The sequence below is a fragment of the Pseudonocardia sp. ICBG1142 genome, assembly GCF_020496255.1.
Taxonomy (GTDB): Bacteria; Actinomycetota; Actinomycetes; order Mycobacteriales; family Pseudonocardiaceae; genus Pseudonocardia.
The window spans coordinates 312,348-335,745 of the sequence record NZ_JAHLJC010000030.1 but is presented as its reverse complement, the minus strand read 5'-3'; the positions used below and the strand labels follow the sequence as shown (position 1 = coordinate 335,745).

Annotated in this window: 23 protein-coding genes and 1 tRNA gene; 8 read left to right on the top strand and 16 right to left on the bottom strand. The window is 65.8% G+C overall.

Annotated elements, in window-relative coordinates; all coding sequences use genetic code 11:
- Window positions 1-48: 48 nt before the first annotated feature.
- Window positions 49-121, top strand: a tRNA-Lys gene (locus tag KPL59_RS15665).
- Between the two features lie 13 nt (window positions 122-134).
- On the opposite strand, the gene KPL59_RS15660 is transcribed toward KPL59_RS15665, so the two are convergent.
- The 8 genes from KPL59_RS15660 to KPL59_RS15625 all read right to left on the bottom strand — a co-directional run bounded on the left by KPL59_RS15660 (window position 135) and on the right by KPL59_RS15625 (window position 6,324).
- Window positions 135-1,346: a site-specific integrase gene (locus KPL59_RS15660; RefSeq protein WP_226361232.1), complete on the bottom strand. Its 1,212-nt coding sequence runs from the start codon at window positions 1,344-1,346 to the stop codon at window positions 135-137.
- Window positions 1,346-1,543, bottom strand: coding sequence for a helix-turn-helix domain-containing protein (locus tag KPL59_RS15655; protein ID WP_158092192.1), 198 nt, complete (start codon window positions 1,541-1,543; stop codon window positions 1,346-1,348). Before KPL59_RS15655 ends, KPL59_RS15660 begins: the two co-directional genes overlap by 1 nt.
- A 13-nt stretch (window positions 1,544-1,556) precedes the next feature.
- Entirely contained in the window at window positions 1,557-3,218 is a 1,662-nt protein-coding gene (locus KPL59_RS15650; RefSeq protein ID WP_226361231.1) for a replication initiator, read from the bottom strand.
- Window positions 3,215-4,813 carry an FtsK/SpoIIIE domain-containing protein gene (locus KPL59_RS15645; RefSeq protein WP_226362086.1) on the bottom strand — a complete coding sequence of 533 codons (1,599 nt, stop codon included), beginning with the start codon at window positions 4,811-4,813 and terminating at the stop codon, window positions 3,215-3,217. Before KPL59_RS15645 ends, KPL59_RS15650 begins: the two co-directional genes overlap by 4 nt.
- A 26-nt stretch (window positions 4,814-4,839) precedes the next feature.
- Entirely contained in the window at window positions 4,840-5,007 is a 168-nt protein-coding gene (locus KPL59_RS15640; RefSeq protein WP_226361230.1) for a hypothetical protein, read from the bottom strand.
- Window positions 5,004-5,345: a WhiB family transcriptional regulator gene (locus tag KPL59_RS15635; RefSeq protein WP_226361229.1), complete on the bottom strand. Its 342-nt coding sequence runs from the start codon at window positions 5,343-5,345 to the stop codon at window positions 5,004-5,006. Before KPL59_RS15635 ends, KPL59_RS15640 begins: the two co-directional genes overlap by 4 nt.
- Window positions 5,342-5,791: a hypothetical protein gene (locus KPL59_RS15630; protein WP_226361228.1), complete on the bottom strand. Its 450-nt coding sequence runs from the start codon at window positions 5,789-5,791 to the stop codon at window positions 5,342-5,344. Before KPL59_RS15630 ends, KPL59_RS15635 begins: the two co-directional genes overlap by 4 nt.
- A 110-nt stretch (window positions 5,792-5,901) precedes the next feature.
- On the bottom strand, window positions 5,902-6,324 hold the full coding sequence (locus KPL59_RS15625; protein ID WP_226361227.1) for a plasmid replication, integration and excision activator: 423 nt from the start codon (window positions 6,322-6,324) through the stop codon (window positions 5,902-5,904).
- A gap of 107 nt (window positions 6,325-6,431) precedes the next feature.
- On the opposite strand from KPL59_RS15625, the gene KPL59_RS15620 reads away from it, so the two are divergent.
- Entirely contained in the window at window positions 6,432-7,217 is a 786-nt protein-coding gene (locus tag KPL59_RS15620; protein WP_226361226.1) for a GntR family transcriptional regulator, read from the top strand.
- Complete coding sequence (locus KPL59_RS37715; RefSeq protein WP_226361225.1) at window positions 7,109-7,729, top strand: GNAT family N-acetyltransferase; 621 nt, start codon at window positions 7,109-7,111, stop codon at window positions 7,727-7,729. Before KPL59_RS15620 ends, KPL59_RS37715 begins: the two co-directional genes overlap by 109 nt.
- 237 nt (window positions 7,730-7,966) lie before the next feature.
- On the opposite strand, the gene KPL59_RS15610 is transcribed toward KPL59_RS37715, so the two are convergent.
- Window positions 7,967-8,731: a transposase gene (locus KPL59_RS15610; protein WP_226359944.1), complete on the bottom strand. Its 765-nt coding sequence runs from the start codon at window positions 8,729-8,731 to the stop codon at window positions 7,967-7,969.
- Window positions 8,732-8,828: 97 nt separating this feature from the next.
- Entirely contained in the window at window positions 8,829-9,524 is a 696-nt protein-coding gene (locus tag KPL59_RS15605) for a hypothetical protein (RefSeq protein ID WP_226361224.1), read from the bottom strand.
- 936 nt (window positions 9,525-10,460) lie between these two features.
- Here KPL59_RS15605 and KPL59_RS15600 point away from each other — a divergent pair.
- Both KPL59_RS15600 and KPL59_RS15595 read left to right on the top strand, forming a co-directional pair.
- Window positions 10,461-11,228 (top strand): transposase, encoded by a 768-nt coding sequence (locus tag KPL59_RS15600; protein ID WP_226361223.1) that lies wholly within the window; start codon window positions 10,461-10,463, stop codon window positions 11,226-11,228.
- Between the two features lie 706 nt (window positions 11,229-11,934).
- Window positions 11,935-12,699 carry a transposase gene (locus KPL59_RS15595; protein ID WP_226361222.1) on the top strand — a complete coding sequence of 255 codons (765 nt, stop codon included), beginning with the start codon at window positions 11,935-11,937 and terminating at the stop codon, window positions 12,697-12,699.
- A gap of 573 nt (window positions 12,700-13,272) precedes the next feature.
- Here the strand turns inward: KPL59_RS15595 and KPL59_RS15590 are convergent.
- Window positions 13,273-13,683: a hypothetical protein gene (locus tag KPL59_RS15590; RefSeq protein WP_226361221.1), complete on the bottom strand. Its 411-nt coding sequence runs from the start codon at window positions 13,681-13,683 to the stop codon at window positions 13,273-13,275.
- Between the two features lie 1,239 nt (window positions 13,684-14,922).
- Between KPL59_RS15590 and KPL59_RS15585 the strand changes: the two genes are divergently transcribed.
- Window positions 14,923-16,761 (top strand): IS1634 family transposase, encoded by a 1,839-nt coding sequence (locus KPL59_RS15585; protein WP_226359530.1) that lies wholly within the window; start codon window positions 14,923-14,925, stop codon window positions 16,759-16,761.
- An 80-nt stretch (window positions 16,762-16,841) separates the two neighbouring features.
- Here the strand turns inward: KPL59_RS15585 and KPL59_RS15580 are convergent, their stop codons facing one another.
- Window positions 16,842-17,147 carry a methyltransferase domain-containing protein gene (locus KPL59_RS15580; RefSeq protein ID WP_226361220.1) on the bottom strand — a complete coding sequence of 102 codons (306 nt, stop codon included), beginning with the start codon at window positions 17,145-17,147 and terminating at the stop codon, window positions 16,842-16,844.
- 198 nt (window positions 17,148-17,345) lie between these two features.
- Here KPL59_RS15580 and KPL59_RS15575 point away from each other — a divergent pair, with 198 nt between their 5' ends.
- Together KPL59_RS15575 and KPL59_RS15570 are read left to right on the top strand one after the other, a co-directional pair.
- Window positions 17,346-17,912, top strand: a complete 567-nt coding sequence (locus KPL59_RS15575; RefSeq protein ID WP_226361219.1) for a transposase family protein — start codon at window positions 17,346-17,348, stop codon at window positions 17,910-17,912.
- Between the two features lie 92 nt (window positions 17,913-18,004).
- Window positions 18,005-18,769, top strand: a complete 765-nt coding sequence (locus KPL59_RS15570) for a transposase (RefSeq protein ID WP_226359944.1) — start codon at window positions 18,005-18,007, stop codon at window positions 18,767-18,769.
- Between the two features lie 1,667 nt (window positions 18,770-20,436).
- Here the strand turns inward: KPL59_RS15570 and KPL59_RS15565 are convergent.
- The 4 genes from KPL59_RS15565 to KPL59_RS15550 all read right to left on the bottom strand — a co-directional run bounded on the left by KPL59_RS15565 (window position 20,437) and on the right by KPL59_RS15550 (window position 23,300).
- On the bottom strand, window positions 20,437-21,204 hold the full coding sequence (locus tag KPL59_RS15565) for a transposase (RefSeq protein ID WP_226361218.1): 768 nt from the start codon (window positions 21,202-21,204) through the stop codon (window positions 20,437-20,439).
- Window positions 21,205-21,368: 164 nt separating this feature from the next.
- A complete protein-coding gene (locus KPL59_RS15560; protein ID WP_226361217.1) occupies window positions 21,369-21,776 on the bottom strand; it encodes a VOC family protein in 408 nt (135 codons plus the stop codon).
- Window positions 21,777-22,014: 238 nt separating this feature from the next.
- On the bottom strand, window positions 22,015-22,305 hold the full coding sequence (locus tag KPL59_RS15555; RefSeq protein ID WP_226361216.1) for a hypothetical protein: 291 nt from the start codon (window positions 22,303-22,305) through the stop codon (window positions 22,015-22,017).
- Between the two features lie 116 nt (window positions 22,306-22,421).
- The gene (locus tag KPL59_RS15550; protein ID WP_226361215.1) at window positions 22,422-23,300 is read right to left on the bottom strand and encodes an alpha/beta fold hydrolase; all 879 of its coding nucleotides are present in this window, start codon (window positions 23,298-23,300) and stop codon (window positions 22,422-22,424) included.
- Window positions 23,301-23,398 lie beyond the last annotated feature (98 nt).

Sequence of the window (23,398 nt, the reverse complement as noted above, 5' to 3'; positions counted from 1 at the left end):
GATTTCCTCAGGTTCCGCCGGGCGAGCACGGGGCGCGGGGGAGGGCCGGGGCCTCTAGCTCAATCGGCAGAGCAGCGGACTTTTAATCCGCGGGTTCGGGGTTCGATCCCCCGGGGGCCCACACAATCCGCAGGTCAGAGCGATGCGTCCGGCTCGTCGTCAAGATCAGAGTACGGTTTTGGGACAGTTTTCGTGTCCTCGGCGAACATGTCCTCTAGGACGTCGGCGGTCTGACGGTCGGTGAGCCGCCGCCCGAGATAGCGGTCCTGGGTCATGCTGATCTTCGCGTGACCGAGCTGGTCACTGATCTTTCGCGCGGACACGTCGGCGTCGTCGAGGAAGCTCGCCACCGTCTTCCGAAGAGTGTGGCTGACCAGCCCGTCCAGCTCGGCATCGTCGCGGACCTGGCGCCAGACACGGCGGACGTTGGCCGGGTCCCGCCAACCACCCAGGGAGTCCGGGAACACGGCCTCCACCCCCGGGCCGATCGCCAGCCGCCGGCGTTTGAGCATCGTGATGGCCCACGACGGCAGCGGAACCATGCGCTCGCCCTTGCGTCCGGACTTGGTCGAGGGCAGCCGGAGCAGGCCGCCGCCGGTACGACGCACCAGGCGCCAGCGGATGTCGACGGTCCGTTCGTCGAGGTCGACCTCCGACCAGCCAACGGCCAGGGCCTCGCCGATCCGGACGCCGGTCGCGAGCATCATCCGGGTCAGGTCGGGCAGGTCCCAGTCACGGGCCTTCTTGCTCTGGGCCACGGCGTCGAGCCAGGCACTGCGTTCGGCCGCGGTCAGCGAGCGCGGAGGCCGGCGGGGCTCGGAGTCGATCCGGGCGACCTCCCGGACCGGGTTGTAGGCGATCGCTCCGTGCCGGGCAGCCAGCTTCATGACACCGGAGATCACGACCTTGGCCGTGCGTGCCCGCGCCGCCGAGCGCTTCTTGATGACGGCTAGGGCACGGTCGACGACGGGAGTGGTGATCTCCCGGACGCGCATCTCGCCGAGCGCGGGTTCGACGTGGCGGCGGTAGACCGAGGCGTAGATGTCGAGCGTGCCGGGGCTGCGACGGCCGGCGTCCACGGCCTCCCGGACCTCGGTGAGCCACAGCTCGGCGACCTTGGTGAACCGGCTGTCCGGCACCACCTCGGACTCCTTCACCGGGGCCTGCCGGTCGACCATTGCCGAACGCAGAGACCGGATGGCGGCGGACTTGCTCCGGCCCCGGCGCTTGACCTGCCGGGTCCTGCCGTCGAAGTCGCGGTAGTGGGTCCGGGCGATCCAGCTGTCACCGTCCTGCCATGCGGTGATCTTCCCGTAGCTGCCCAGCGGCAGCGGCGGCCGAGGCATCACGCCACCCCGTCGTCGAGGCCGTCGAGCCACGCGGCGACGTCGGTCGGCCGGTAGCGCAGGTGCTTGCCCACCCGGCGGCACGGCGGCCCGTAGCCGGTCTGGCGCCACGAGTAGAGCGTCTGCACCGGCACCCGCAGGTACTCCGAGACGTCCTGCACCGTCCACAGCGGCGCGATGAGCTGCATGTCGTCCATGTCGGGTCTCCTGTCAGGCCGCGTGATCACGAGTTGCCGAACGGTCGGGCGGGGCATCGCTGGTCGCCAGGACGGCGGCGTCGTAGTCCGCGCGCCATCGGGAGCGTTGGTTGATCGCATGGAGCAGCAGCACCGTGCGGGGTGGCACGTCGGAGTCCCCGGGCTTGGTCGTCTCCCAGGTGAACGGGCCGTCGTCGACGGCATAGGCGGGCTGCACCCCGGCCCGGTCGAGCAGTTGCCGAACGAACGCCGTCCGCTCCGCGCGGTGGTCCGAGAGCGACTTGTTGGACCACTTGCGGGAGACCAGTACCCGGCGCCCGGCGATCCCGAGGTGCTCGGCCTTGTGCGCTTTGCCCTTGCAATGCCCTGGTGTCGTTCCGGAGCGGGCGTCCTTGGGTTCGATTCCGTAGAGCAGCCAGATCGGGCAGCGCGGCGAGCACGGCGTGACGGCCAGCTCGGCGGCCAGGCGGCGGGCGTGCTCGCGCTGGCGGGACGTGGCGGTGTCGTCGAGGCCGGCGGCCTGCCCGACGGACTTAGTGAGGTACTTGGTCAGGTAGCCGATGTGCCGTCCGGCCTCCTCCGTCCCGCCGAGGATGCCCTTGACGTGGACCTGCGGCCCGAACACCACCGTGTGTGCCGGGGAGGTCAGCGTGTCCGGGTCGGTGGCCTCGTCCCAGGTCGGCAGCGGCGCCCGGGTGTCGGGGTCGACGAACGCCTTGTGGTGGTTGTCCCAGCGCGGGAGCCGGTCCCCGGAGTAGAGGAGTTCGTCGTGGGCCGGCCACCACACCTGGTGGTAGGTCGCAGCCGTGATCGCACGCAGCTCGGAGCGGGGGATGGTGCCGCGGATGGCGGCGTGGAAGTGCGGTGCCCCGCGTTTCTGTGGTTCGACGGTGCCGAAGTACTGCACGTCCCAGCCCACGCAGCGGCGGGTGTTCTGCCAGAACCGGTCGAGCAGCTTCGGGAAGTGAATCGCGTCGCGGGCGGCCCGGCGGTAGTCGTAGCTGTCCGGGTCGAGCGCGGCCCCGTGCTTGTCCACCCGCCCATACGTGTCCAGCGTGAGCGTGAGGAACGTGGAGGGCCGATACTTGCCGCCGAACACCCGTCCGAGGGTGCGGTCTTCCACCGGGCGGCGGGGCAGGTTCGGTGCGTCCTGGCGACGGCGGGTCGTCCGGCGCACGGTCTGCGGTGTCGGGTCGAGCGGGGCGAGACGGCCACGGACCCCGAGCGCGCGCAGCTCCTGGTCCACTTCGGCGACGGTTTCGCGGATCTCCTCGCACTCCTCCTCGTCGCCCTTGGCGCGGGCGTCGGTGTAGGCGGCGTGCAGGTCCGCCCGGACCGTCATCAGTTCCTTCTGCGCCGCGGTCGGGTCGGCGGGCTTGGCGATGGGTTCGTCCTCGAGGTGCCAGCCCTCCCGGCACTGGACCATGCGCAGTCGTCGGGCCTTCTCCGCGCACGGGCGGCACTGGTCCTCCCGCGTCGACCCGCACGGCACGGGCACGACGTCGACCCGCCCGCTGCTCTGGTCGATCCGCCGCATCGCCAGCGGGCGGACACAGACACCGTGGTCCTCGGCGAGCTGCGTGGCGACCTCGTTCGACAGGGCGAGCATGGCCTTCTGGGCGCGGGTGAGCTTGTCCTGGTCGGTCGGGTCGGGGGCAGTATCGGTGGTGTTCATGCGGCACCTCCGGCGGGCAGGACGGGTGTGCCAGGGCGGAAGGGCAGCACCGACACGGGACGACGGGCCGGGTCGGGCGAAGGAGCGGTGACGAACCGCTCCAGGGCCTTGATCGCGTCATCGGGGACCCACGCGGCGCGCACGCGCAGGGGCTCGCGGACGCCCTCGCCGAACAGGTAGCCGACGCCGGGTTCGGATTCGCCGATGCGGTTCGCCCACGCACCCCGGTCATAGGCGTGGTCGCCCAGCACCATCCCGACATGGGACTTGGAGGCCACACGCAGGCAGATGCGGCGCGGGAACAGCTCCCGCACCGGGACGGTGTCCTTCGACGGCTCCTGCACGTAGCCGCGCACGGTGAACCCCAGCGCCCGGCCCTGCGTGGTCAGCAGCGCGATCCGTTCGGTGATGGCTTCGCGGGTCTTGCGGTCGCCGACGTAGCGCAGCAGGGCGCCGATCTCGTCGAACTCCACGATCTCCAACGGGGTGTCCCGGGTGATCGGCACGAGGCGGGTGGTTCCGGCGTGCTCGCGCTTGCGGGCTTCCATCTGCTCGACCAGGTCGTCGAGCAGCGCCAGAGCATCCTTCGAGGTGACGGCGTAGCGGTGGAACACATCCCGGCCGTAGGCCAGCTCCATGCCCTTCGGATCGATCCCGTTCACCCGCACCAGGCCGTCCCGGATCGCCGGGGCGATCGACAGCAGCGGCGTCCACATCAGCGAGCCCTTCCCCGCCCCTGTGGCGCCGCCGATAAGGGTGTGGCTGCCGCGGATGGACTGCCGCCACGGCGTCCCGTACTCGGTCGCCCCGGACAGCACGCGGTCCAGGTCGACCGCGTCGCCGGGAAGGTCGGCCATGGCGTCGAGGTCGGGTGCGGTGACGACGGTCTGGAGGAGGTTGCGGCGCTGGTAGTCGATCGACACCACGTTCGGGCCGAGTTCGCGGACCTGGCAGCGGTTCACCCCACGAGCCACCGCGAGGGCGCGGGCGGCGGTGTCGAAGTCCTCCGGCGTCTGCCCGGGGACCAGGCGGACCTTGACCTCGTCCCAGGACGGTCCGGAGCGGACCGAGAGGATGCGGGGGAGCTGATCGCGGCGCGGGCGCTCCCGGGGCGCGGTCGCGGTGCGGCGCAGCGGGTTGACCTGGATGACCGTCGCACCCACCCGGTCGGGCACGGTGAGCCCGCAGGACCGCAGCCAGCGGGGCATCCGGGGTGCGTAGACGAGCCAGCGCTGCCACCACGAGCGCAGGTGACGGCCGGCCCAGTGGTCGAAGGAGGGCAGCGACGCGATTCGCCACACCCCGAGCCCAGCAGCGAGAACGGCGAGGGCGAGCAGCAGAGAGAGCCAGCCCCACCACCAGCACCACAGGGACACGACGGTCACGGTCGTGGTGGTGCGCCAGTGCCGGGCCGCCCACACGATCGCGAGGACAAGGGCCTTGGCGGCGAACCACAGCGCGATGAACACGAGGGCGGCGGTCGCGAGGGCTTCCAGGACTCGGGCCAGGTAGTGGCCGAGCTTGTAGAGCAGATACACGGCGACCGCGAGCAGGGCGCCGCCGACGGTGAGGATCTGGTTAACCGAGAGCGGCATGTCAGCCGACGGGGCAGCAGCGGTGATCACGTGCGGCCTCCCTTGCGACGGGCCGGGCGGACGGTGGACAGCGGGACCAGGGCGAGTTGGCCGAGGTGATCGGCGCAGCGACGTCGTCGCGGGTCGGGCCGCTCGTGGAGCGGGGTGCGGCACACCTCGCAGCGAGGCGGGCGCGGGGCGGGCGTGTTGCTCACGCGACATCACCGCCGACGGTCGAGACGGAGAGGGTCAGTCCGGCGCGGTGCAGAACTCGGCGCTCGCCCGGGGTGGTGCCGCCGGTGATGCCGTAGCGGCGTGCCGGGTCCTCGGTGGCCAGGGCGTCGGCCAGGCAGGCGGCGCGGACCGGGCAGCCCCGGCAGACCCGGCGGGGTGTCTCGACCGAGGCGGCACGGTCGTCGACGGGGAAGAACAGCTCGGTGTCCAGCCCAGCGCACGCGGCGTCCTCGCGCCAGCGGGTGTCGGTCGTCGTGGCGGTGGGGTCGGTGATCGGGACCAGCCGCAGCACCGGGCGGCTGATCGGCCGGGTGGTCATCGGGTCACCGCCGAGGTGCCCGGGAGTCCGGAGGCGGTGGGTTCGGTGAGGCCGAGGTCGGCCCAGTTGGACATGGCTCCGGCGACGTCGGAGGTGGGGCGGCGGTCGGCGTGGGCCTGCCAGTCGTCGGCGGTGTCGTTCCAGTAGCGGGCCTGGCGCTCGTTGTCGAGGACGGCGGTGACGACAGCCTCGACGTAGATGGCGGGGACGCCGTTGGTGGCGGTGTCGCGTTCCAGGACGGTCCACCAGCGGGCGCGGCGGGTGTGGAGCTCAGCGAGCCGACGGGCACGGGCGGCGTGGGCGAGCAGGTCGCCGGTCGGGGGTCGTGCGGTGTCGCGGATCGCGCGGCTGGTGCGGTGGAGGCCGGCCTCGACGAGACGGGCCACCGGGATGACGGTCGCGGTGTTGTCCGAGGCGGGGGCCGCAGGTGCGGGATGGGCGTTCATCTAGGGTCGGTGTCCTTCCGAACTCAGATGCCTGGCTAGGGCGTGAGGTGAGGGAGATCCGGAGGGGGAGCCCGTTGCAGCGGGCCCCCCTCCACCTGCACGAGCGCAGGTCAGGCGGCGTCCTGGCTCTTGCCCGGGACGGGGCGCTGGTGGCCGGGGGCGCGCATCCCGGCAGCGCGGAAGCTGTACGCCACCCGCGGCCGGCCACCGGACTCCTGCACGTACGGCGTCACGGTGAGTCCGTCGAACTCCACCGGGCGGAACGGCAACCCCGCGGCCGCCTCGGGCGGGACCGGCTGGTGCGGCGCCGCGATCTTCACCGTCACCGTCTTGTCCGTCCGCCGGGCCGCCGGATCGGCGTCCAGGACCGACACCGACCACACCGGGAGACCGGACTCCTTGTCGAGCTGCTGCACCGGGCGCCCCGGGCTGGACTTGTCGAAGTCGCGCACCGGCTCGACCTCCGAGACGACGAACGCGCCGTGCGGGAACACGTCGCCCATCGCGACCGGAAACTTGTTGGTGATTGCCATGACTGGCCTCCTGGTTGTGTGATCAGCCTTACTGGCTTGAGCCAGTACAGCAGGCTTGAGCCAGTGGGTCAAGTGACTGGCTCAGGCCAGTTCGCTATCGTGAAGACATGACGTCTTCGGCACGGGCGCCGCGAGGCGCCAACAGCGACTACCGAGCCATCGCGCACGAGCTGCGCGAGGCGATCACCTCGGGCGAGTACCAGCCCGGCGACAAGCTCCCCTCAGAGCGCGCACTGGCCGAGCAGCACGGAGCCGCGCGTAACACCGCCCGCGAGGCAATCGCCGCACTGCGCCGCGAGGGCCTGGTCAGCGCCGAGCATGGACGCGGAGTGTTCGTTCGCAGCAAGCCGCGCTGGATGCGGTTTGGCCGGCGTCGCTACAGCGCAGCGATGCGCTCCACCAATGAACTCGGCCCGTTCGGCGCCGAGGCCGTCGCGCAGGGGCGGACACCGCACGTTGACTCGCGGATCACACGGGTCGAGGCGCCCGCCGAGGTCGCCGAACGGCTCGGGATCGAGCCCGGGACCTCTGTTGTACAGCGGGAGAACTGGTACTTCGCCGACGACGAGCCGTTGCAGATCGGCGTCACTTACGCAGCATGGAGTCTGGTCGAGGGAAACCCGCTGGGAGACTCGGCCGACTTGGGCCCGCAGGGCATCTACGGCCAGTTCGCAGCCCTCGGCCACGTGATCGCCCACGTGCGGGAGGAGATCTCGGCGCGGATGCCGACCCGCGAGGAGGCCCAGCGCATGACGATCCCCGACGGGGTCCCGGTGATCGAGCTGTGGCACACCGGCATCGACGCCGACCGGGAACCGTTCGAGGTCACCCGCTTCGTGATGCGCGCCGACTACTCGGCTTTGGACTACGACATGCCGGTGGAGGACCAGTGAGCTGCACCGTCCGACCCCGTCGAAGCGAGGATCTATCAGTCCTAGCTGAGGTCTTGGTGCGAGTCCATGCGGCCGATGGCTACCCCGTCGAGGGAGTGGCGAATCCGGGCGAGTGGTTGGACCAACCCCGCACACTGGGTAGCTGGGTTGCACTTGTAGGCGACTCCCCAGTTGGGCAGGTAATTCTTAAGGCTGCTGAGAAGACAGATGACGCCGCTGCGGCTTGGGCGATACATACCGGAGGGGAAATCACACGCTTGGCGCTTGTGGTCCGACTGTTTGTCGATCCAGATCACCGTAAAGTGGGAGCAGGGCGCAAGTTGCTCGCGGCGGCCTTAGATCGCGCACACATTCTCCACCGAGCCGTGGCGTTAGACGTTATGGAGAAGGATCGAGATGCTATTCGTCTGTATCGCAGGATGGGCGGTGTGCAGCTTTCCCGGATAGTGCACCAGCATAGCGAGGGTCAGGCTGAGGGTGGGCTGGTATTCGGGTTCGGATCTCTTACCTGAGAAGTCCCCGGAGGATCTCTAGGGCATCGCCAGTGGTGAAGTTGACGACGTAGCTAATCACTCCCCCCGCAATGACGCCAACAACAACGCCAATCCATTGTTGCCGAGCGCTCCAGCGTTTTTCCTGGCGTGTAAGCGCAAGGTAGCGAGCTACCGCTTTGGGGTCGCCATCAAGCTCGGACGTCAGAGCTTCGTTCTCTGATCTTTGAGTATTGAGGGAGGCTTATTCAGGCTCCGTCAGGTAAGTGTGTAGAAGATGAGTCCGATGACTGCCGAGATTGTCGTTTTAAATGTGGCGTAGGGCCGCCGGTAGTCTGTGTGGAGAACTTTCCACGTTTTGATATGGGCGATGACTCGTTCGATGGTGGCGCGTGTGTGGTTGAGGCTCTTGTTGAATGTTTTTTGCCAGTCGAGAAGTTCCCGGCCGGGTGGTTTTTTGAACGGGGTGAGCATGCCGCGCCCGATGTATCCTTTATCGCCGATCGGGGGGTATGTGGCGAGGTGGTCGAGGGCGCCGGATTGGTCGAGGCAATATAGGTCGTGTCGGGAGCCTGGGGTCGGGTCGGAGATCCACGACAGCTGCCCTTCCAGGGTGGCTGCGACCTGGACGACGACGCCGGTGGTGCGATGCTTGCCCGACCACAGACCCGGCACCGCGGCCCATGACCAGCAGGGAAGCAAGGTTCCATCGATGATGTACTGCCGATCGGCACGAAGCTCCTCTGCCGTCGGAACGACACTCCGCAGCGCCTGTGCCAGCAACGGTGTCACCCCCGTGATCGCTCGACTAACCGTCGACTGCGACACCCCATAGGTTTCCGCCAACTCCCACTGCACACGATTCCCGCGCAGATACGCCAACGTGATCACCACCGACCAGAACAACCCCAGAACCGGCGGCCAAGACAAACGTGCCTCCGTCGCGTCCCGCTGATCCTGCTCATACACTATAGCGACAAGATCCTGAATTTCATCACGCCGGAAACCAGTGGTATAGTACATACTGCGGCAGCCCGTTCATCTCGGATTGATTCGGCAAACCAATATTCGCGATGGACGGGCTGTCGCCCAACCCGACACGCCGGGCTAGATCGTTATTTCACGGGGCCTGAATAAGCCTCAGGGCCTCGAACTTCCTCGCCACTTCGCGTTCAATTAACTCAATTTCGGACGTCGCGTCCTCAAGAGATTTCCTGGCAACTTCGGCGCCTTTGAAGACTCCGTCGAGTCGAGACTTCAATAATCCAAGTCGCACGCGAGTGGTGATGGGGCGCTTGTTGACAAATTGCTCGATGAGAAATCCAAGCGGTAACGTGACAAGAGCTACCGAAGCCGTAATTCGCACGTTGGGCGGTGCCGCTTCACTGGGCGCAGGCGGGTTAGAGATACATATCAGCATAAGAATGAAGGCGGCGCATCCTCCGACTGACTTCGATGCCCACGCGAGGCCCAGTGCAAATCGAGCGAGTGCTTCCGTGAGTCTCTCGCCGTGTTCGCGCATCCGAACGGTCCTGAGCTCTCGGAAACCGCCGCGGTGCCACGCAACCCTGCAAAGATACAGTCCAATTGCTGCAAGCGCGGCAAAACAAGCGCCGACTAGTCGCTCACCAAGAGTTTGAGATTCCCCCACTACCACGGTAAGACTTGAGAACCCGACGAGCGCTATGAGCGTTCCAGACACCGCCACGACGAGGTAGGGCGGAGGAGGTGGGGCTTCTAGCGGGGCTCGCTCGTTCCAGTGCGAAGGGCCAGCATCCTGCCTGGCGTCTTCTTTTTCCTCATCGCCGCTACGCATCTAGTTCTGCCGCCACTTTCTGCAGATCGATAAAGATGAGCGGCATAGCTCTACTGCAGCCGAGACCCATAAAGAGATCTGGACAACTCTCTAAATTCAGGAAAGTCAACGGTAGAGATTCCTGTCTGCGGTCGATTATGCGGCAACTGCCATTGAATGAGTCCACCTTAGTTGGTCTAGTACCGCGCCGCCGCGTAGGCAGATCGGATGCGCTTAAGCACTAAGAGGACTGTAAGAAAGAAGTGCAGGAAGATCCCCATCACTCCAGATCCCACTACTGGCGGATACGGGTCTGCAGTGCCGAGGATTCCTGCCAGCAAGATTAGTGTCGCCGTAAGAACCAGACTGACTAAGATCGTATATGCCAGATTAGCTTCGAGCTGATCTATGAGTTGCCCGAGGCCGATGTCCTTGCGTAAAGAGGGTGAGTCGGCAACCCGAATTCGCAAAGTGAAAACCTGCACCAAGAGGCCAAACAAGAGTGCGGTGAAGATTGCCATTCCGCCAATAGCTGCCTCAACGCCTTGCATCTTATAGCGTAGCAAAAAGCATACAAGTCCGACGATAATGGGCACGCCATAGAAGAAGAGGAAGTCGAACGGACGATACTCCCTAGTCCGCGCATCTCGTAGAGTGTTGAAGTGGTCAGATACAACCGCCACGGCTGACCATTTAGCTGACATTGCGGCGTGCCGGCATTCTCACTGCGAGCTGCTCAGTTGTCCAGTCTCCAGAGTTCCACGACTCACCGAGAATGACGCCAGGCAGCTCTCGTGCGAAGTCGTCCGAGATCTGCTTCTCCATCTCGGTGTAGATGGAGGCTTATTCAGGCCCCGTGAAATAACGATCTAGCCCGGCGTGTCGGGTTGGGCGACAGCCCGTCCATCGCGAATATTGGTTTGCCGAATCAATCCGAGATGAACGGGCTGCCGCAGTATGTACTATACCACTGGTTTCCGGCGTGATGAAATTCAGGATCTTGTCGCTATAGTGTATGAGCAGGATCAGCGGGACGCGACGGAGGCACGTTTGTCTTGGCCGCCGGTTCTGGGGTTGTTCTGGTCGGTGGTGATCACGTTGGCGTATCTGCGCGGGAATCGTGTGCAGTGGGAGTTGGCGGAAACCTATGGGGTGTCGCAGTCGACGGTTAGTCGAGCGATCACGGGGGTGACACCGTTGCTGGCACAGGCGCTGCGGAGTGTCGTTCCGACGGCAGAGGAGCTTCGTGCCGATCGGCAGTACATCATCGATGGAACCTTGCTGCCCTGCTGGTCATGGGCCGCGGTGCCGGGTCTGTGGTCGGGCAAGCATCGCACCACCACCGGCGTCGTCGTCCAGGTCGCAGCCACCCTGGAAGGGCAGCTGTCGTGGATCTCCGACCCGACCCCAGGCTCCCGACACGACCTATATTGCCTCGACCAATCCGGCGCCCTCGACCACCTCGCCACATACCCCCCGATCGGCGATAAAGGATACATCGGGCGCGGCATGCTCACCCCGTTCAAAAAACCACCCGGCCGGGAACTTCTCGACTGGCAAAAAACATTCAACAAGAGCCTCAACCACACACGCGCCACCATCGAACGAGTCATCGCCCATATCAAAACGTGGAAAGTTCTCCACACAGACTACCGGCGGCCCTACGCCACATTTAAAACGACAATCTCGGCAGTCATCGGACTCATCTTCTACACACTTACCTGACGGAGCCTGAATAAGCCTCATGACATCGTCGTCCGGTCGTTGAGCTGACTGGTCGGCTACGATGTAGAGCAAGTTCGCCGGATCCTCGTTGTGGCCAAGAAGGAGCTGGCGCTTCTGCTCTCCATCGTCTAGGTCGATTCGAATGTCATCCTCGTCGCGGGCAGGGATTCCGACGAGGTCGTAGGGCGAGATAGTGTCCCCAAGGACGCCATCCTTAATAGACTTTGCAAATCGACCTAGGCCGCGCTTCGGCTTGACGCTGCAAGCAACTTTGCCGACCGAGGTGTAGTTCGTGTTATCAGCCGGATCGGGGCTGCGGCCGTAGCGATTGATCGTCAGTCGCTTCATGTCTGCTCTCTCGACGTACTCACGCCAGGCCTCCAGGCTGAGCTGCGCCTCGAATCCAAGCAGAAGATTCTGCGAGTTGAATCGATCACGGAAGGCGTTCCTCGATAGCTCTCTAATTGCAGTCGCGGCCCCTCGCCCGCCGTACCGCTCGGTGAGAAGGAACCCAACCTCGCCTCGCTCGGGGACGACGAACATGTTCCGTGTTGGAGTTACCGGAGATTCGTCCGCAGAGAATTCATGAGGCTTATTCAGGCCCCGTGAAATAACGATCTAGCCCGGCGTGTCGGGTTGGGCGACAGCCCGTCCATCGCGAATATTGGTTTGCCGAATCAATCCGAGATGAACGGGCTGCCGCAGTATGTACTATACCACTGGTTTCCGGCGTGATGAAATTCAGGATCTTGTCGCTATAGTGTATGAGCAGGATCAGCGGGACGCGACGGAGGCACGTTTGTCTTGGCCGCCGGTTCTGGGGTTGTTCTGGTCGGTGGTGATCACGTTGGCGTATCTGCGCGGGAATCGTGTGCAGTGGGAGTTGGCGGAAACCTATGGGGTGTCGCAGTCGACGGTTAGTCGAGCGATCGCGGGGGTGACACCGTTGCTGGCACAGGCGCTGCGGAGTGTCGTTCCGACGGCAGAGGAGCTTCGTGCCGATCGGCAGTACATCATCGATGGAACCTTGCTGCCCTGCTGGTCATGGGCCGCGGTGCCGGGTCTGTGGTCGGGCAAGCATCGCACCACCGGCGTCGTCGTCCAGGTCGCAGCCACCCTGGAAGGGCAGCTGTCGTGGATCTCCGACCCGACCCCAGGCTCCCGACACGACCTATATTGCCTCGACCAATCCGGCGCCCTCGACCACCTCGCCACATACCCCCCGATCGGCGATAAAGGATACATCGGGCGCGGCATGCTCACCCCGTTCAAAAAACCACCCGGCCGGGAACTTCTCGACTGGCAAAAAACATTCAACAAGAGCCTCAACCACACACGCGCCACCATCGAACGAGTCATCGCCCATATCAAAACGTGGAAAGTTCTCCACACAGACTACCGGCGGCCCTACGCCACATTTAAAACGACAATCTCGGCAGTCATCGGACTCATCTTCTACACACTTACCTGACGGAGCCTGAATAAGCCTCCATGCGTCGTCTCGCCGCTGTCAACGTTTACAATCTCACCTTCGGTGCCGAAACGACCTGCCTTTGTTGTGAAACGGATTGTTCGGCCGCGCGGCTCAACGTTCTCTACTATCAGGACGCGCTCTCGGTTCTCGTCGCTGACGTGCATCGCGACCACATCGTTTAGCATTCCATGCAGTAATGCCAACAAATCGTATCCGGAGCCGTGAATATTTGCAAGCTGTGTGCGCTCATTTCGAGTGCGAAATTCGTGAACGTACATAATTGCTGCAGTGAACGCGCTCTTTGCCACGCGGTGTCCTTCGTGCCGGTCGACGGGTCACTCAAGCAGCCGGTTGACGTAGCGGCGCTGTTACGTCGTCCCTCATGTCGAGGTGACGAAGCTCCTGGCTCTGCCGAATCTGCCTCTTGAGTATCAAGGCGCCGCCTCCGGCGGCGCGGGGCCGGCCACGCCGGCCCCGGCGCTCGCTCACTACACCTCCGGCCCGTTCGCAGCGCCGGGGCCGCTACCCGGCCCCGCTGCAGATGGCGGCGGAGATCCGAGGGTGCATAGGTCAGGAGTCGCACTCTGAGCTGTACGCTCGGCGGGCATCCTCGTACTGCGAGTGCGCCTCGAAGTAGGCGCTCTCGTCCCCATCCGCGTAGGCCTTCGCCAAGGGGTCGACGGTCTCGGCGAGCCGGTCCGCAGCCGCGTTGTACGACTCGGAGGAGAAATAGGCCGACTCGCCTGCGCGGGTGCGGAGTGATTCCTTGAGGTCGCTCAGCGCGTCGGAGATCTGGCCGTCGGGGTCGGTCGCTCCAGCCCCATGCCTCAGCTGGAGTCGGAGGAGCTGGTCCGTTGCCGCCAGGCCCTCCGAGCACGGTCGCTGTCCCGGTGGAGACTGTTGTGAGGCGCTGCTGCACGCACCCACCGTCGCGATGGCGACCACGGTCAGGAGCGCGGATGCAAGTCGTGTGCCGATCATGGCGGGACGGGTGTCCTCTCGGTAGGGCGTACCCGTTCTTCGTCGATCAGCAGGTGGTGTTATCCGCCAGCCGTTCTAGTACCAACATCTGATGAGCGCTTGGTTCCACGAGCGGCCGCTGGCGCCCGCAAACGAGAGGATCCTGGGCTCCGCCCAGACCCGACACCGCTCGGAGATCAGGGGGAGTGCGCAGGGCCGGTGATCTCCCCACGGCGCGCCGAGACGGCAGCCAGACCGGGGAGTGGGGTGCAAGGCTGGACCCCGTGCCCTGCGCCCCACTCCCCGGCCTGGCAGGGGTGAACCCGCGCCGCGAGGAGATCACCAGCAGACCGGGCGTGTGGGGGAGAAGCCCCCGCGTGGGACGCTTTTGGGACACGAAACGACGCGACAAGGGCCGGAACCGACCCTGAATGACCAGCAGTCCGCGGGTGGGAATCCCCAGGTCACGCCCGGTTTCGAAGCCCAGCCGTCACGACGGTTCCAAGATCCGCGGGTTCGGGGTTCGATCCCCCGGGGGCCCACACAATCCGCAGGTCTCGGAGTCGCCCGAGCTGGTCACTGATCTTCCTGACAGTGACGTGCGAGTCGTCAAGGCGCCGCCTTCGGCAGCGCGGGGCCGGCCACGCCGGTCCCGCCGTCCGACCCTCTACCTCCGGCCCCGGGCGTGGCCGTCGGTGCCGGTTACCCGGCCGCGAGCCGCTGCGGCTGCCCTTACGCGAGGCTGCGAGCAGGGCGCCGGGCTCGGACGAAGAGGAAGACGGGGGCCGTTTCGAAGTGTCGTTCTCAGTCCCTCGGGCAGTGGAGCATCAGCAACCGGCTGTGGCTCCTCGACAGCGTCGACGATGTAGCCCGCGTCCAGAAGCGGCCCGAAGATCGCTGAAACCGGGCGCCGGTACAGCGTGGCGGTGACCTCCTGGCCGTCTAGGTCCCACGTCTCGTGGACTTGCTCGGTCCGGTGGTAGTCGGCCTTGTCGCACAGCGCCCAGCCGTTGATCGGGTGGTGAACAGAGAAAAGCAGTGCGCCACCGGGAGCCAGGCAGCGGCTGAGTTCGGCCAGTAACGGACGCCAGTCGGGAAGGTAGTCCCGCGTTCCGCAGTTGATGGGCACATGAGCGGGGTCCGCGGGGAGTAAGGCCTGGTCAGCGTGCTGCGCCTGCGTGAGAGTGCTCGAAAACGTGGGCACACGTTTTGGCGGGTTGAGGCTTGTGTGAGCTGCCCGGAGTGTGATCGGCTGCGGTCATGTATCTGCGGACGACCGAGCGGCGGAACAAGGACGGCTCGGTCGTGCGCTACCTGGCCCTGGCCCACAACCAACGCGTCGGTGCCACCACGAAGGCGAACGTGCTGCTCAACCTCGGCCGGGAGGACCGCCTGGACCCCGACGGGCTGCGCCGGCTGGTCCGCTCGATCAACCGCTACCTGGGCGAACCCGGCACCGACGCCGGCACGGACGCCGCTGAGTCCGCGGGCGCCGGTACCGCGGCCGAGGGGCTGCGGTTGATCGCCTCCCGCCCGGCCGGGGCGGCGTGGTTGCTGAACGGGCTGTGGAAGGCCCTGGACGTCGAGGCCGCCCTGCGCAAGGTGCTGGGTGGGCGCCGGTTCACCACCGATGTCGAGCGGGTGCTGTTCGCGCTGGTGGCGAACCGGGCGATCGACCCGTCCTCGAAGCTGGCCGCGGCCGAGTGGGTCGGCCACGACGTGGCGATCCCCGGCCTGGACGCGCTCAGCGAGGATCAGGCGTATCGGGCGATGGACCTGCTGATCGAGGCCGACACCGACGCGAAGGTGCAGGAGGCGGTGTTCTTCGCGGTCGCGGACCTGCTCAACCTCGAGGTCGACCTGCTGTTCTTCGACACGACCAGCACCTACTTCGAGCGCGACACCGAGGACCCCGACCCCGCCGAGGGCACCGACAGCAGCACCGACAGCAGCGTCGACGGATCAGACGCAGTGGCAAGCCCAGGCGGCCCGGGCGGGTTCCGGCGCTACGGGCACTCCAAGGACCACCGCCGGGACCTGCCGCAGATCGTCATCGGGCTGGCCGTCACCCGGGAAGGCATCCCGGTCCGGTGCTGGTGCTGGCCCGGCAACACCAACGACCAGGCGATCCTGCCGCAGGTCAAGGACGACCTACGGGGGTGGCGACTGGGCCGCGTGGTCACCGTGGTCGACCGCGGGTTCTCCTCCCGGGACAACCTGGCCTACCTTCAGCGCGCGGGCGGGCACTACATCGCCGGCGAACGGATGCGCGACGGCAGCCCGCACGCCGCCCAGGCACTGTCCCGCCAGGGCCGCTACCAGCAGGTTCGGGACAACCTGCGCGTCAAGGAAGTCCGGATCGACTCCACCCCCGGCGTCCGGTGGATCATCTGCCACAACCCCGACGAGGCCGAACGCGACCAGGCCGCCCGCGAAGCCGCGATCGCCAGGATCTCCGCCGAGCTCGACCGCATCGCGTCCGCCCGCACCCGAGCCCGCGAGGCCGCCCGCACCCGCCGCGCCGCCACCACAACCAGCAAGGCCGCGTGGCGGCACGCCGCCCGGGCCGCCGAACGTGAGGAGGCCGCGCACGTCAAGGCCGAATGCGCGCTGCGTGAACACCCGGCCCTGGGCCGGTGGCTGCGCCAGACACCGTCCGGGCGGCTGCAACTGGACCGGACCAAGATCGCCGCCGAAGCGAAGCTGGACGGGAAGTACCTGCTGTCCACCTCCGACCCGGACCTCTCGGCCGAGGACGTCGCCCTGGGCTACAAGAACCTGCTGGAGGCCGAGCGCGGGTTCCGCGACTTGAAATCCACCATCGAGCTGCGGCCGGTGTTCCACCGCCTCGAACTCCGCATCCGCGCCCACGTCCTGCTCTGCTGGCTGGCGCTGCTGCTGATCCGGGTCGCCGAACGCCGCACCGGCCGCACCTGGCGCACCATCTCCCGCGAGCTGGGCCGGCTGCACACGATCACCCTCACCGGCCCGGCCGGCACCGTCGTGCAGACCACCGAGCTCACCACCACCCAGGCCGGCATTCTTCGGGCCTGCGGGGTCACCCCACCACCCCGGATCACCACCCTCGACCCCGCCTAACCAGCCCAAACAGCGCCAACAGGCACCGCGGCGGGCATGGACACACGCCCACCCCGCTCCCACACCAGCGGTCCTGCAGGTCAACCCCCGAATTCAGCCCTCACATCTGCCCACGAACTGCGGAATCCGGGGTAGTGGAGCACGAGCGAAGCGATCACGAGGTCGATTGAGCCAGTCCCTACGCTGTCCAACGGCTCTTCGAGGTCCGCCACGGAGACGGTGGCCTGCCCGCTCGTTCGCTGCCGCGCCAGCTCGACAAGGCGTGGCTCTCGGTCCAGGGCAGTCACGGCGGCGCCGCGCTCAACGAGCTGTGTGGTTAGGGCGCCGGCGGCGCATCCGAGTTCGAGTACCCGCTGCCCGGTCAAGTCCCCAGCGAGCCTCAGCATCGCCGGACGCTCGTAGTACGCGTTCGGGCCACTCCGATCGGAATGCTGCGCATAGATGTGAGCGTGGTCCTTGTATAGGGAGGCTTATTCAGGCCCCGTGAAATAACGATCTAGCCCGGCGTGTCGGGTTGGGCGACAGCCCGTCCATCGCGAATATTGGTTTGCCGAATCAATCCGAGATGAACGGGCTGCCGCAGTATGTACTATACCACTGGTTTCCGGCGTGATGAAATTCAGGATCTTGTCGCTATAGTGTATGAGCAGGATCAGCGGGACGCGACGGAGGCACGTTTGTCTTGGCCGCCGGTTCTGGGGTTGTTCTGGTCGGTGGTGATCACGTTGGCGTATCTGCGCGGGAATCGTGTGCAGTGGGAGTTGGCGGAAACCTATGGGGTGTCGCAGTCGACGGTTAGTCGAGCGATCACGGGGGTGACACCGTTGCTGGCACAGGCGCTGCGGAGTGTCGTTCCGACGGCAGAGGAGCTTCGTGCCGATCGGCAGTACATCATCGATGGAACCTTGCTGCCCTGCTGGTCATGGGCCGCGGTGCCGGGTCTGTGGTCGGGCAAGCATCGCACCACCGGCGTCGTCGTCCAGGTCGCAGCCACCCTGGAAGGGCAGCTGTCGTGGATCTCCGACCCGACCCCAGGCTCCCGACACGACCTATATTGCCTCGACCAATCCGGCGCCCTCGACCACCTCGCCACATACCCCCCGATCGGCGATAAAGGATACATCGAGGCTTATTCAGGCCCTGTGAAATAACGATCTAGCCCGGCGTGTCGGGTTGGGCGACAGCCCGTCCATCGCGAATATTGGTTTGCCGAATCAATCCGAGATGAACGGGCTGCCGCAGTATGTACTATACCACTGGTTTCCGGCGTGATGAAATTCAGGATCTTGTCGCTATAGTGTATGAGCAGGATCAGCGGGACGCGACGGAGGCACGTTTGTCTTGGCCGCCGGTTCTGGGGTTGTTCTGGTCGGTGGTGATCACGTTGGCGTATCTGCGCGGGAATCGTGTGCAGTGGGAGTTGGCGGAAACCTATGGGGTGTCGCAGTCGACGGTTAGTCGAGCGATCACGGGGGTGACACCGTTGCTGGCACAGGCGCTGCGGAGTGTCGTTCCGACGGCAGAGGAGCTTCGTGCCGATCGGCAGTACATCATCGATGGAACCTTGCTGCCCTGCTGGTCATGGGCCGCGGTGCCGGGTCTGTGGTCGGGCAAGCATCGCACCACCGGCGTCGTCGTCCAGGTCGCAGCCACCCTGGAAGGGCAGCTGTCGTGGATCTCCGACCCGACCCCAGGCTCCCGACACGACCTATATTGCCTCGACCAATCCGGCGCCCTCGACCACCTCGCCACATACCCCCCGATCGGCGATAAAGGATACATCGGGCGCGGCATGCTCACCCCGTTCAAAAAACCACCCGGCCGGGAACTTCTCGACTGGCAAAAAACATTCAACAAGAGCCTCAACCACACACGCGCCACCATCGAACGAGTCATCGCCCATATCAAAACGTGGAAAGTTCTCCACACAGACTACCGGCGGCCCTACGCCACATTTAAAACGACAATCTCGGCAGTCATCGGACTCATCTTCTACACACTTACCTGACGGAGCCTGAATAAGCCTCAGGGCATGGCTGACCATGGCTCGGACCCTACGAGCAGTTGCGCACCACAAGCTGAGCAATGCGACCCCCGATGACGTCGTGCTGTCTCCCCTCGGCCGAGATCGTGCACGTCTCCACGGCGGCCGCAAGGGCGCCTACGGTGTCGCTTCGCGATGGCGCAAGCCGCCACCCTTGCCCCACCGCTTCGACGAGCAATCCTGCGGCTAGGACGAGGAGGCAGGGGAGAGTGGGCCCGAGCGCGAGACAGCCCCAACCACTGCGCCGGTCTCAATATGGGGGTAGACGCATCCTCATTTCCTCTCCCGATGATGCGCCGAGCCAGGAGCGGGAAACTCTCAGCCAGCAATCTCCCGTGCCGATATCACTGGGTGTCAAGGCGCCGCGGAGCCGGCCACGCCGGCCCTGCCGGCTCGCTCCCTACACCTCCGGCCCGTTCGCGGCCGCTCGGGGCCGGCCCGCTAGCCCCGAGCCACGGAGAAGGTGCCCTGATCTCAGGGGCTGATGGCCCGCATGTCGCACGCCATACTCGCCGGGTGTACGCACGCCTACATCACATGCAGCTGGCCATGCCCCGCGGTCGTGAGGACGACGCGCGGCACTTCTTCGCAGATGTCCTCGGTATGACGGAGATCCCTAAGCCGTCGGTGCTCGCAGCCCGCGGCGGTGCCTGGTTTCGGGGCGGAGGTGTCGAGCTTCATCTCGGCGTCGAGGATGACTTCCGCCCTGCCCGCAAGGGGCACCCGGGCATCCAGGTTGAGGATCTCGACGAAGTAGTCCGCAGGCTTGCGGCGGCTGGCCAGGAGACAACCTGGGACGCGGACTTTCCAGGATTCCGACGGGATCTACGCGGCCGACCCGTTCGGGAACCGGCTGGAGTTCCTAGAGCCTGATGAGAACTGATACCGGGCTCCGCCCAGACCCGGCACCGCTTCGGAGATCAGGTAAGTGCAGCAGGGGTGGTGATCTCCTCACGGCGCGCCGAGATGGCTGTCGGTCCGAGGGGTGAAGCGCAAGGCGGGACTGAATACCTTGCACCCCACCCCTCGGCCCGGCAGGGACGAGCCCGCGCCGTGAGGAGATCACCACCAGAACCCGGCCGTGCGGGAGCATAGAGCGACCGTCACGGACTATGCACGGACGCAGACCACGGGACCGGGGCTCCATCGCAGGCCAGAGCGGATATGGCAGTTCTCTGTAGATCCGTCGCCTCCGGCGGCCGGGCTCCGCCCGAACTCGACACCGCTCGGAGATCAGGGAAGTGCGGCAGGGCTGGTGACCACCTCATGGCGCGCCGAGACGGCAGCCAGACCGAAGGGTGGGGCGCAAGGCTGGAACCCGTACTTTGCCCCCCACCCCTCCTCATCCCACCCCTCGGCCCGGCAGGGGTGAACCCGCGCCGCGAGGACATCACCAGCAGGCCGTGCGCGTGGAGGAAAGCCCCCGCGTGGGACGCTTCTGGGACACGAAATGACCTGACAAGGGCCGGAGCCGACCCTGAACGACCACCAGGCCGGGGGTTGGAATCCCCAGTTCATAGAGGCTTATTCAGGGCCGCCTGGCGGGCTACCTCGCTGCGGTCCCGACCTGGAGAAACACCGCACTTCATGATCGCCCTGAATAAGCCTCATAGAGGCTTATTCAGGCTCCGTCAGGTAAGTGTGTAGAAGATGAGTCCGATGACTGCCGAGATTGTCGTTTTAAATGTGGCGTAGGGCCGCCGGTAGTCTGTGTGGAGAACTTTCCACGTTTTGATATGGGCGATGACTCGTTCGATGGTGGCGCGTGTGTGGTTGAGGCTCTTGTTGAATGTTTTTTGCCAGTCGAGAAGTTCCCGGCCGGGTGGTTTTTTGAACGGGGTGAGCATGCCGCGCCCGATGTATCCTTTATCGCCGATCGGGGGGTATGTGGCGAGGTGGTCGAGGGCGCCGGATTGGTCGAGGCAATATAGGTCGTGTCGGGAGCCTGGGGTCGGGTCGGAGATCCACGACAGCTGCCCTTCCAGGGTGGCTGCGACCTGGACGACGACGCCGGTGGTGGTGCGATGCTTGCCCGACCACAGACCCGGCACCGCGGCCCATGACCAGCAGGGCAGCAAGGTTCCATCGATGATGTACTGCCGATCGGCACGAAGCTCCTCTGCCGTCGGAACGACACTCCGCAGCGCCTGTGCCAGCAACGGTGTCACCCCCGCGATCGCTCGACTAACCGTCGACTGCGACACCCCATAGGTTTCCGCCAACTCCCACTGCACACGATTCCCGCGCAGATACGCCAACGTGATCACCACCGACCAGAACAACCCCAGAACCGGCGGCCAAGACAAACGTGCCTCCGTCGCGTCCCGCTGATCCTGCTCATACACTATAGCGACAAGATCCTGAATTTCATCACGCCGGAAACCAGTGGTATAGTACATACTGCGGCAGCCCGTTCATCTCGGATTGATTCGGCAAACCAATATTCGCGATGGACGGGCTGTCGCCCAACCCGACACGCCGGGCTAGATCGTTATATCACGGGGCCTGAATAAGCCTCATAGCGTCGCCGATCTGTGCCGATCAAGATCGAGGGATTCTTGGGTCACTTTTCGTGCTCGGGTGCTGTCGGTGGGGTCGATGCTGCGGCCGATGTGGCGATGCAGAACGGATGTCCGGCGGGGTCGATGAGGACTCGGAACCGGGTGGCGTCGGGCTGGACGGTCGCGGGGACGGCGCCCAACGCGGAGAGCTGCTGCTCGGCGTGATCGAGATCGTCGACTGTGATGTCCAGGTGCGCGTTGAGGGTCTCGCAGTCAGGCCATTGGCTGGGGCGGTGGTGGGAGACGCGCTGGAAGTCCAGGCGTGTTGTGCCGTCGCAGATGAGCACGACGAAGTCCTCGTTGGATGCGCGGAGCTGTCCGCCGAGGACATGTCGGTAGAACTCGGCCAGTTCGTGCGGATCGGGGCAGTCGAGAGTGACGGCGACCAGCCGGCCCAGAACGTGAGACATCAGCTCTCCTGCTCGCTCTTCGGGTTGCCGAACAATCCTTCCAAGACCCCTGCCGGCCGCCGACCCGTTGAGCGACGTCCGAGGTAGCAGTCCTGGGTCATGCCGATCTTCGAGTGCCCGAGCTGATGACTGATCTTTCAGACAGTGACGTCAGAGCCGTCGAGGTAGCTCGCGACCGTCTTGCGCGGGGTGTGGCTCACGAGCCCGTCCAGCTGCATCAAGGGCTTGTCGGCCCGTCTTACTCGGAGCCGGAGTCGTCGGACAGGGTGATTGTGGAGCTGTGTGGGCTCTCATTGGGATCTCTGCCTGCCAGCCGCACGAGCCCGAGGCCGTCCTGATCGACACGCACGTAGAGAACGTACGGCCGCTGTGCGCCGTCGCCGTCAGCCCAGCTGATCACCGCATGAACGTCGTCAGCGCCCCGGACCTCGTACTCGTCCGACGTCGTGCCCTCGTGGAAGTAGACGCGGTAGGTGGGCGAGTCGCACTCCCACCGCTGATCGCGCGGATCGACTCCCAGGATCTCCATCGGCGCAGCCTGCCCGCAGTGGGAACGCGCGGCAACAAGAGCGCCGACCCGGGCGACCCGGGCGACGCGGGGCCCTGGCCACGTCGGCCTCCCGAGGGCTGATGCGTCGCTGGTTCTCAGGACGTCTTCGACGCGTGCGCTGCGACGGCAGCGAGGACCTGCCCGACTGCGTTCGGACGTTCTCGCCACGGTTGGTGTCCAGCGTTGGCGATCTCATGGAACCCGGCGTTCGGGAGGATCGAGGCGAGCGTTCGGGGTCCGTCGGCTGGTCTCGGGTCGCCCTCGCCATGGATGATCCACACGGGGCACGTGACGGCGCTCCAGCGGCCGATCTCGTCGTCGATGGTCCAGGTTTTGGTCTCTGTGTTGAAGGCTCGGTTGCACGCGAGGTTGAGCGGAAGTGGTGTATTCGCGTCAGCGGCAGCCCATTGTCGGGCCCTTTTGGGGTCGACGAAGTCGGGCAGCCAAGAAAGGGTGCGCCATTCGACCTCCTCGTCCCACGTGCGGGTCTTCGCCGCCAGCTCGTTCAATCGCGCCCGCTCGGCGGTGGTGAGCCTCTGCTCCTGCTGAGCTTTGTAGGCCGCTCGGTGGGTCGACCACCCGATCCCGAGCCCGCTGCAGTAGACGAGGCCGGCCACCCTGTGGCCGTGGGTCGCCGCGTACTCGATGCCGAGGGTGGCGCCGAAGGAGTGGCCGAAGATGTACCAGCGCTCGTAGCCGAAGTGCTCGCGAAGCTCGTCGAGGTCTGCCACATAGCGAGCGATGCTGTAGTCCTCGTCCGGCGAGGATCGACCGCAGCCCCGCTGGTCGTACCGGACTGTTCGGAACGACGCGGCGGCCAGGTCGGCGACAGGCCCCAGGTAGTCCCACATGCCGGCGCCGCCGTGCAGAAGGACCAAACCGGGTAGCCCGTCCTCGGGCTGGCCCTGCGCGTCTACCCACAGCATCGCGCCGTCGCGCAAGGGCAGCATGTGGCCGTCGGACCCGTCAGGCACGGTGTCACTGTACGAAGACCTGTGGGCTGCGGCGCTCATGCTGCCGGAGTGGCGCCGTATCGATCGTGCTCACGTCCGCGCGAGCCCAGCCAGCATCG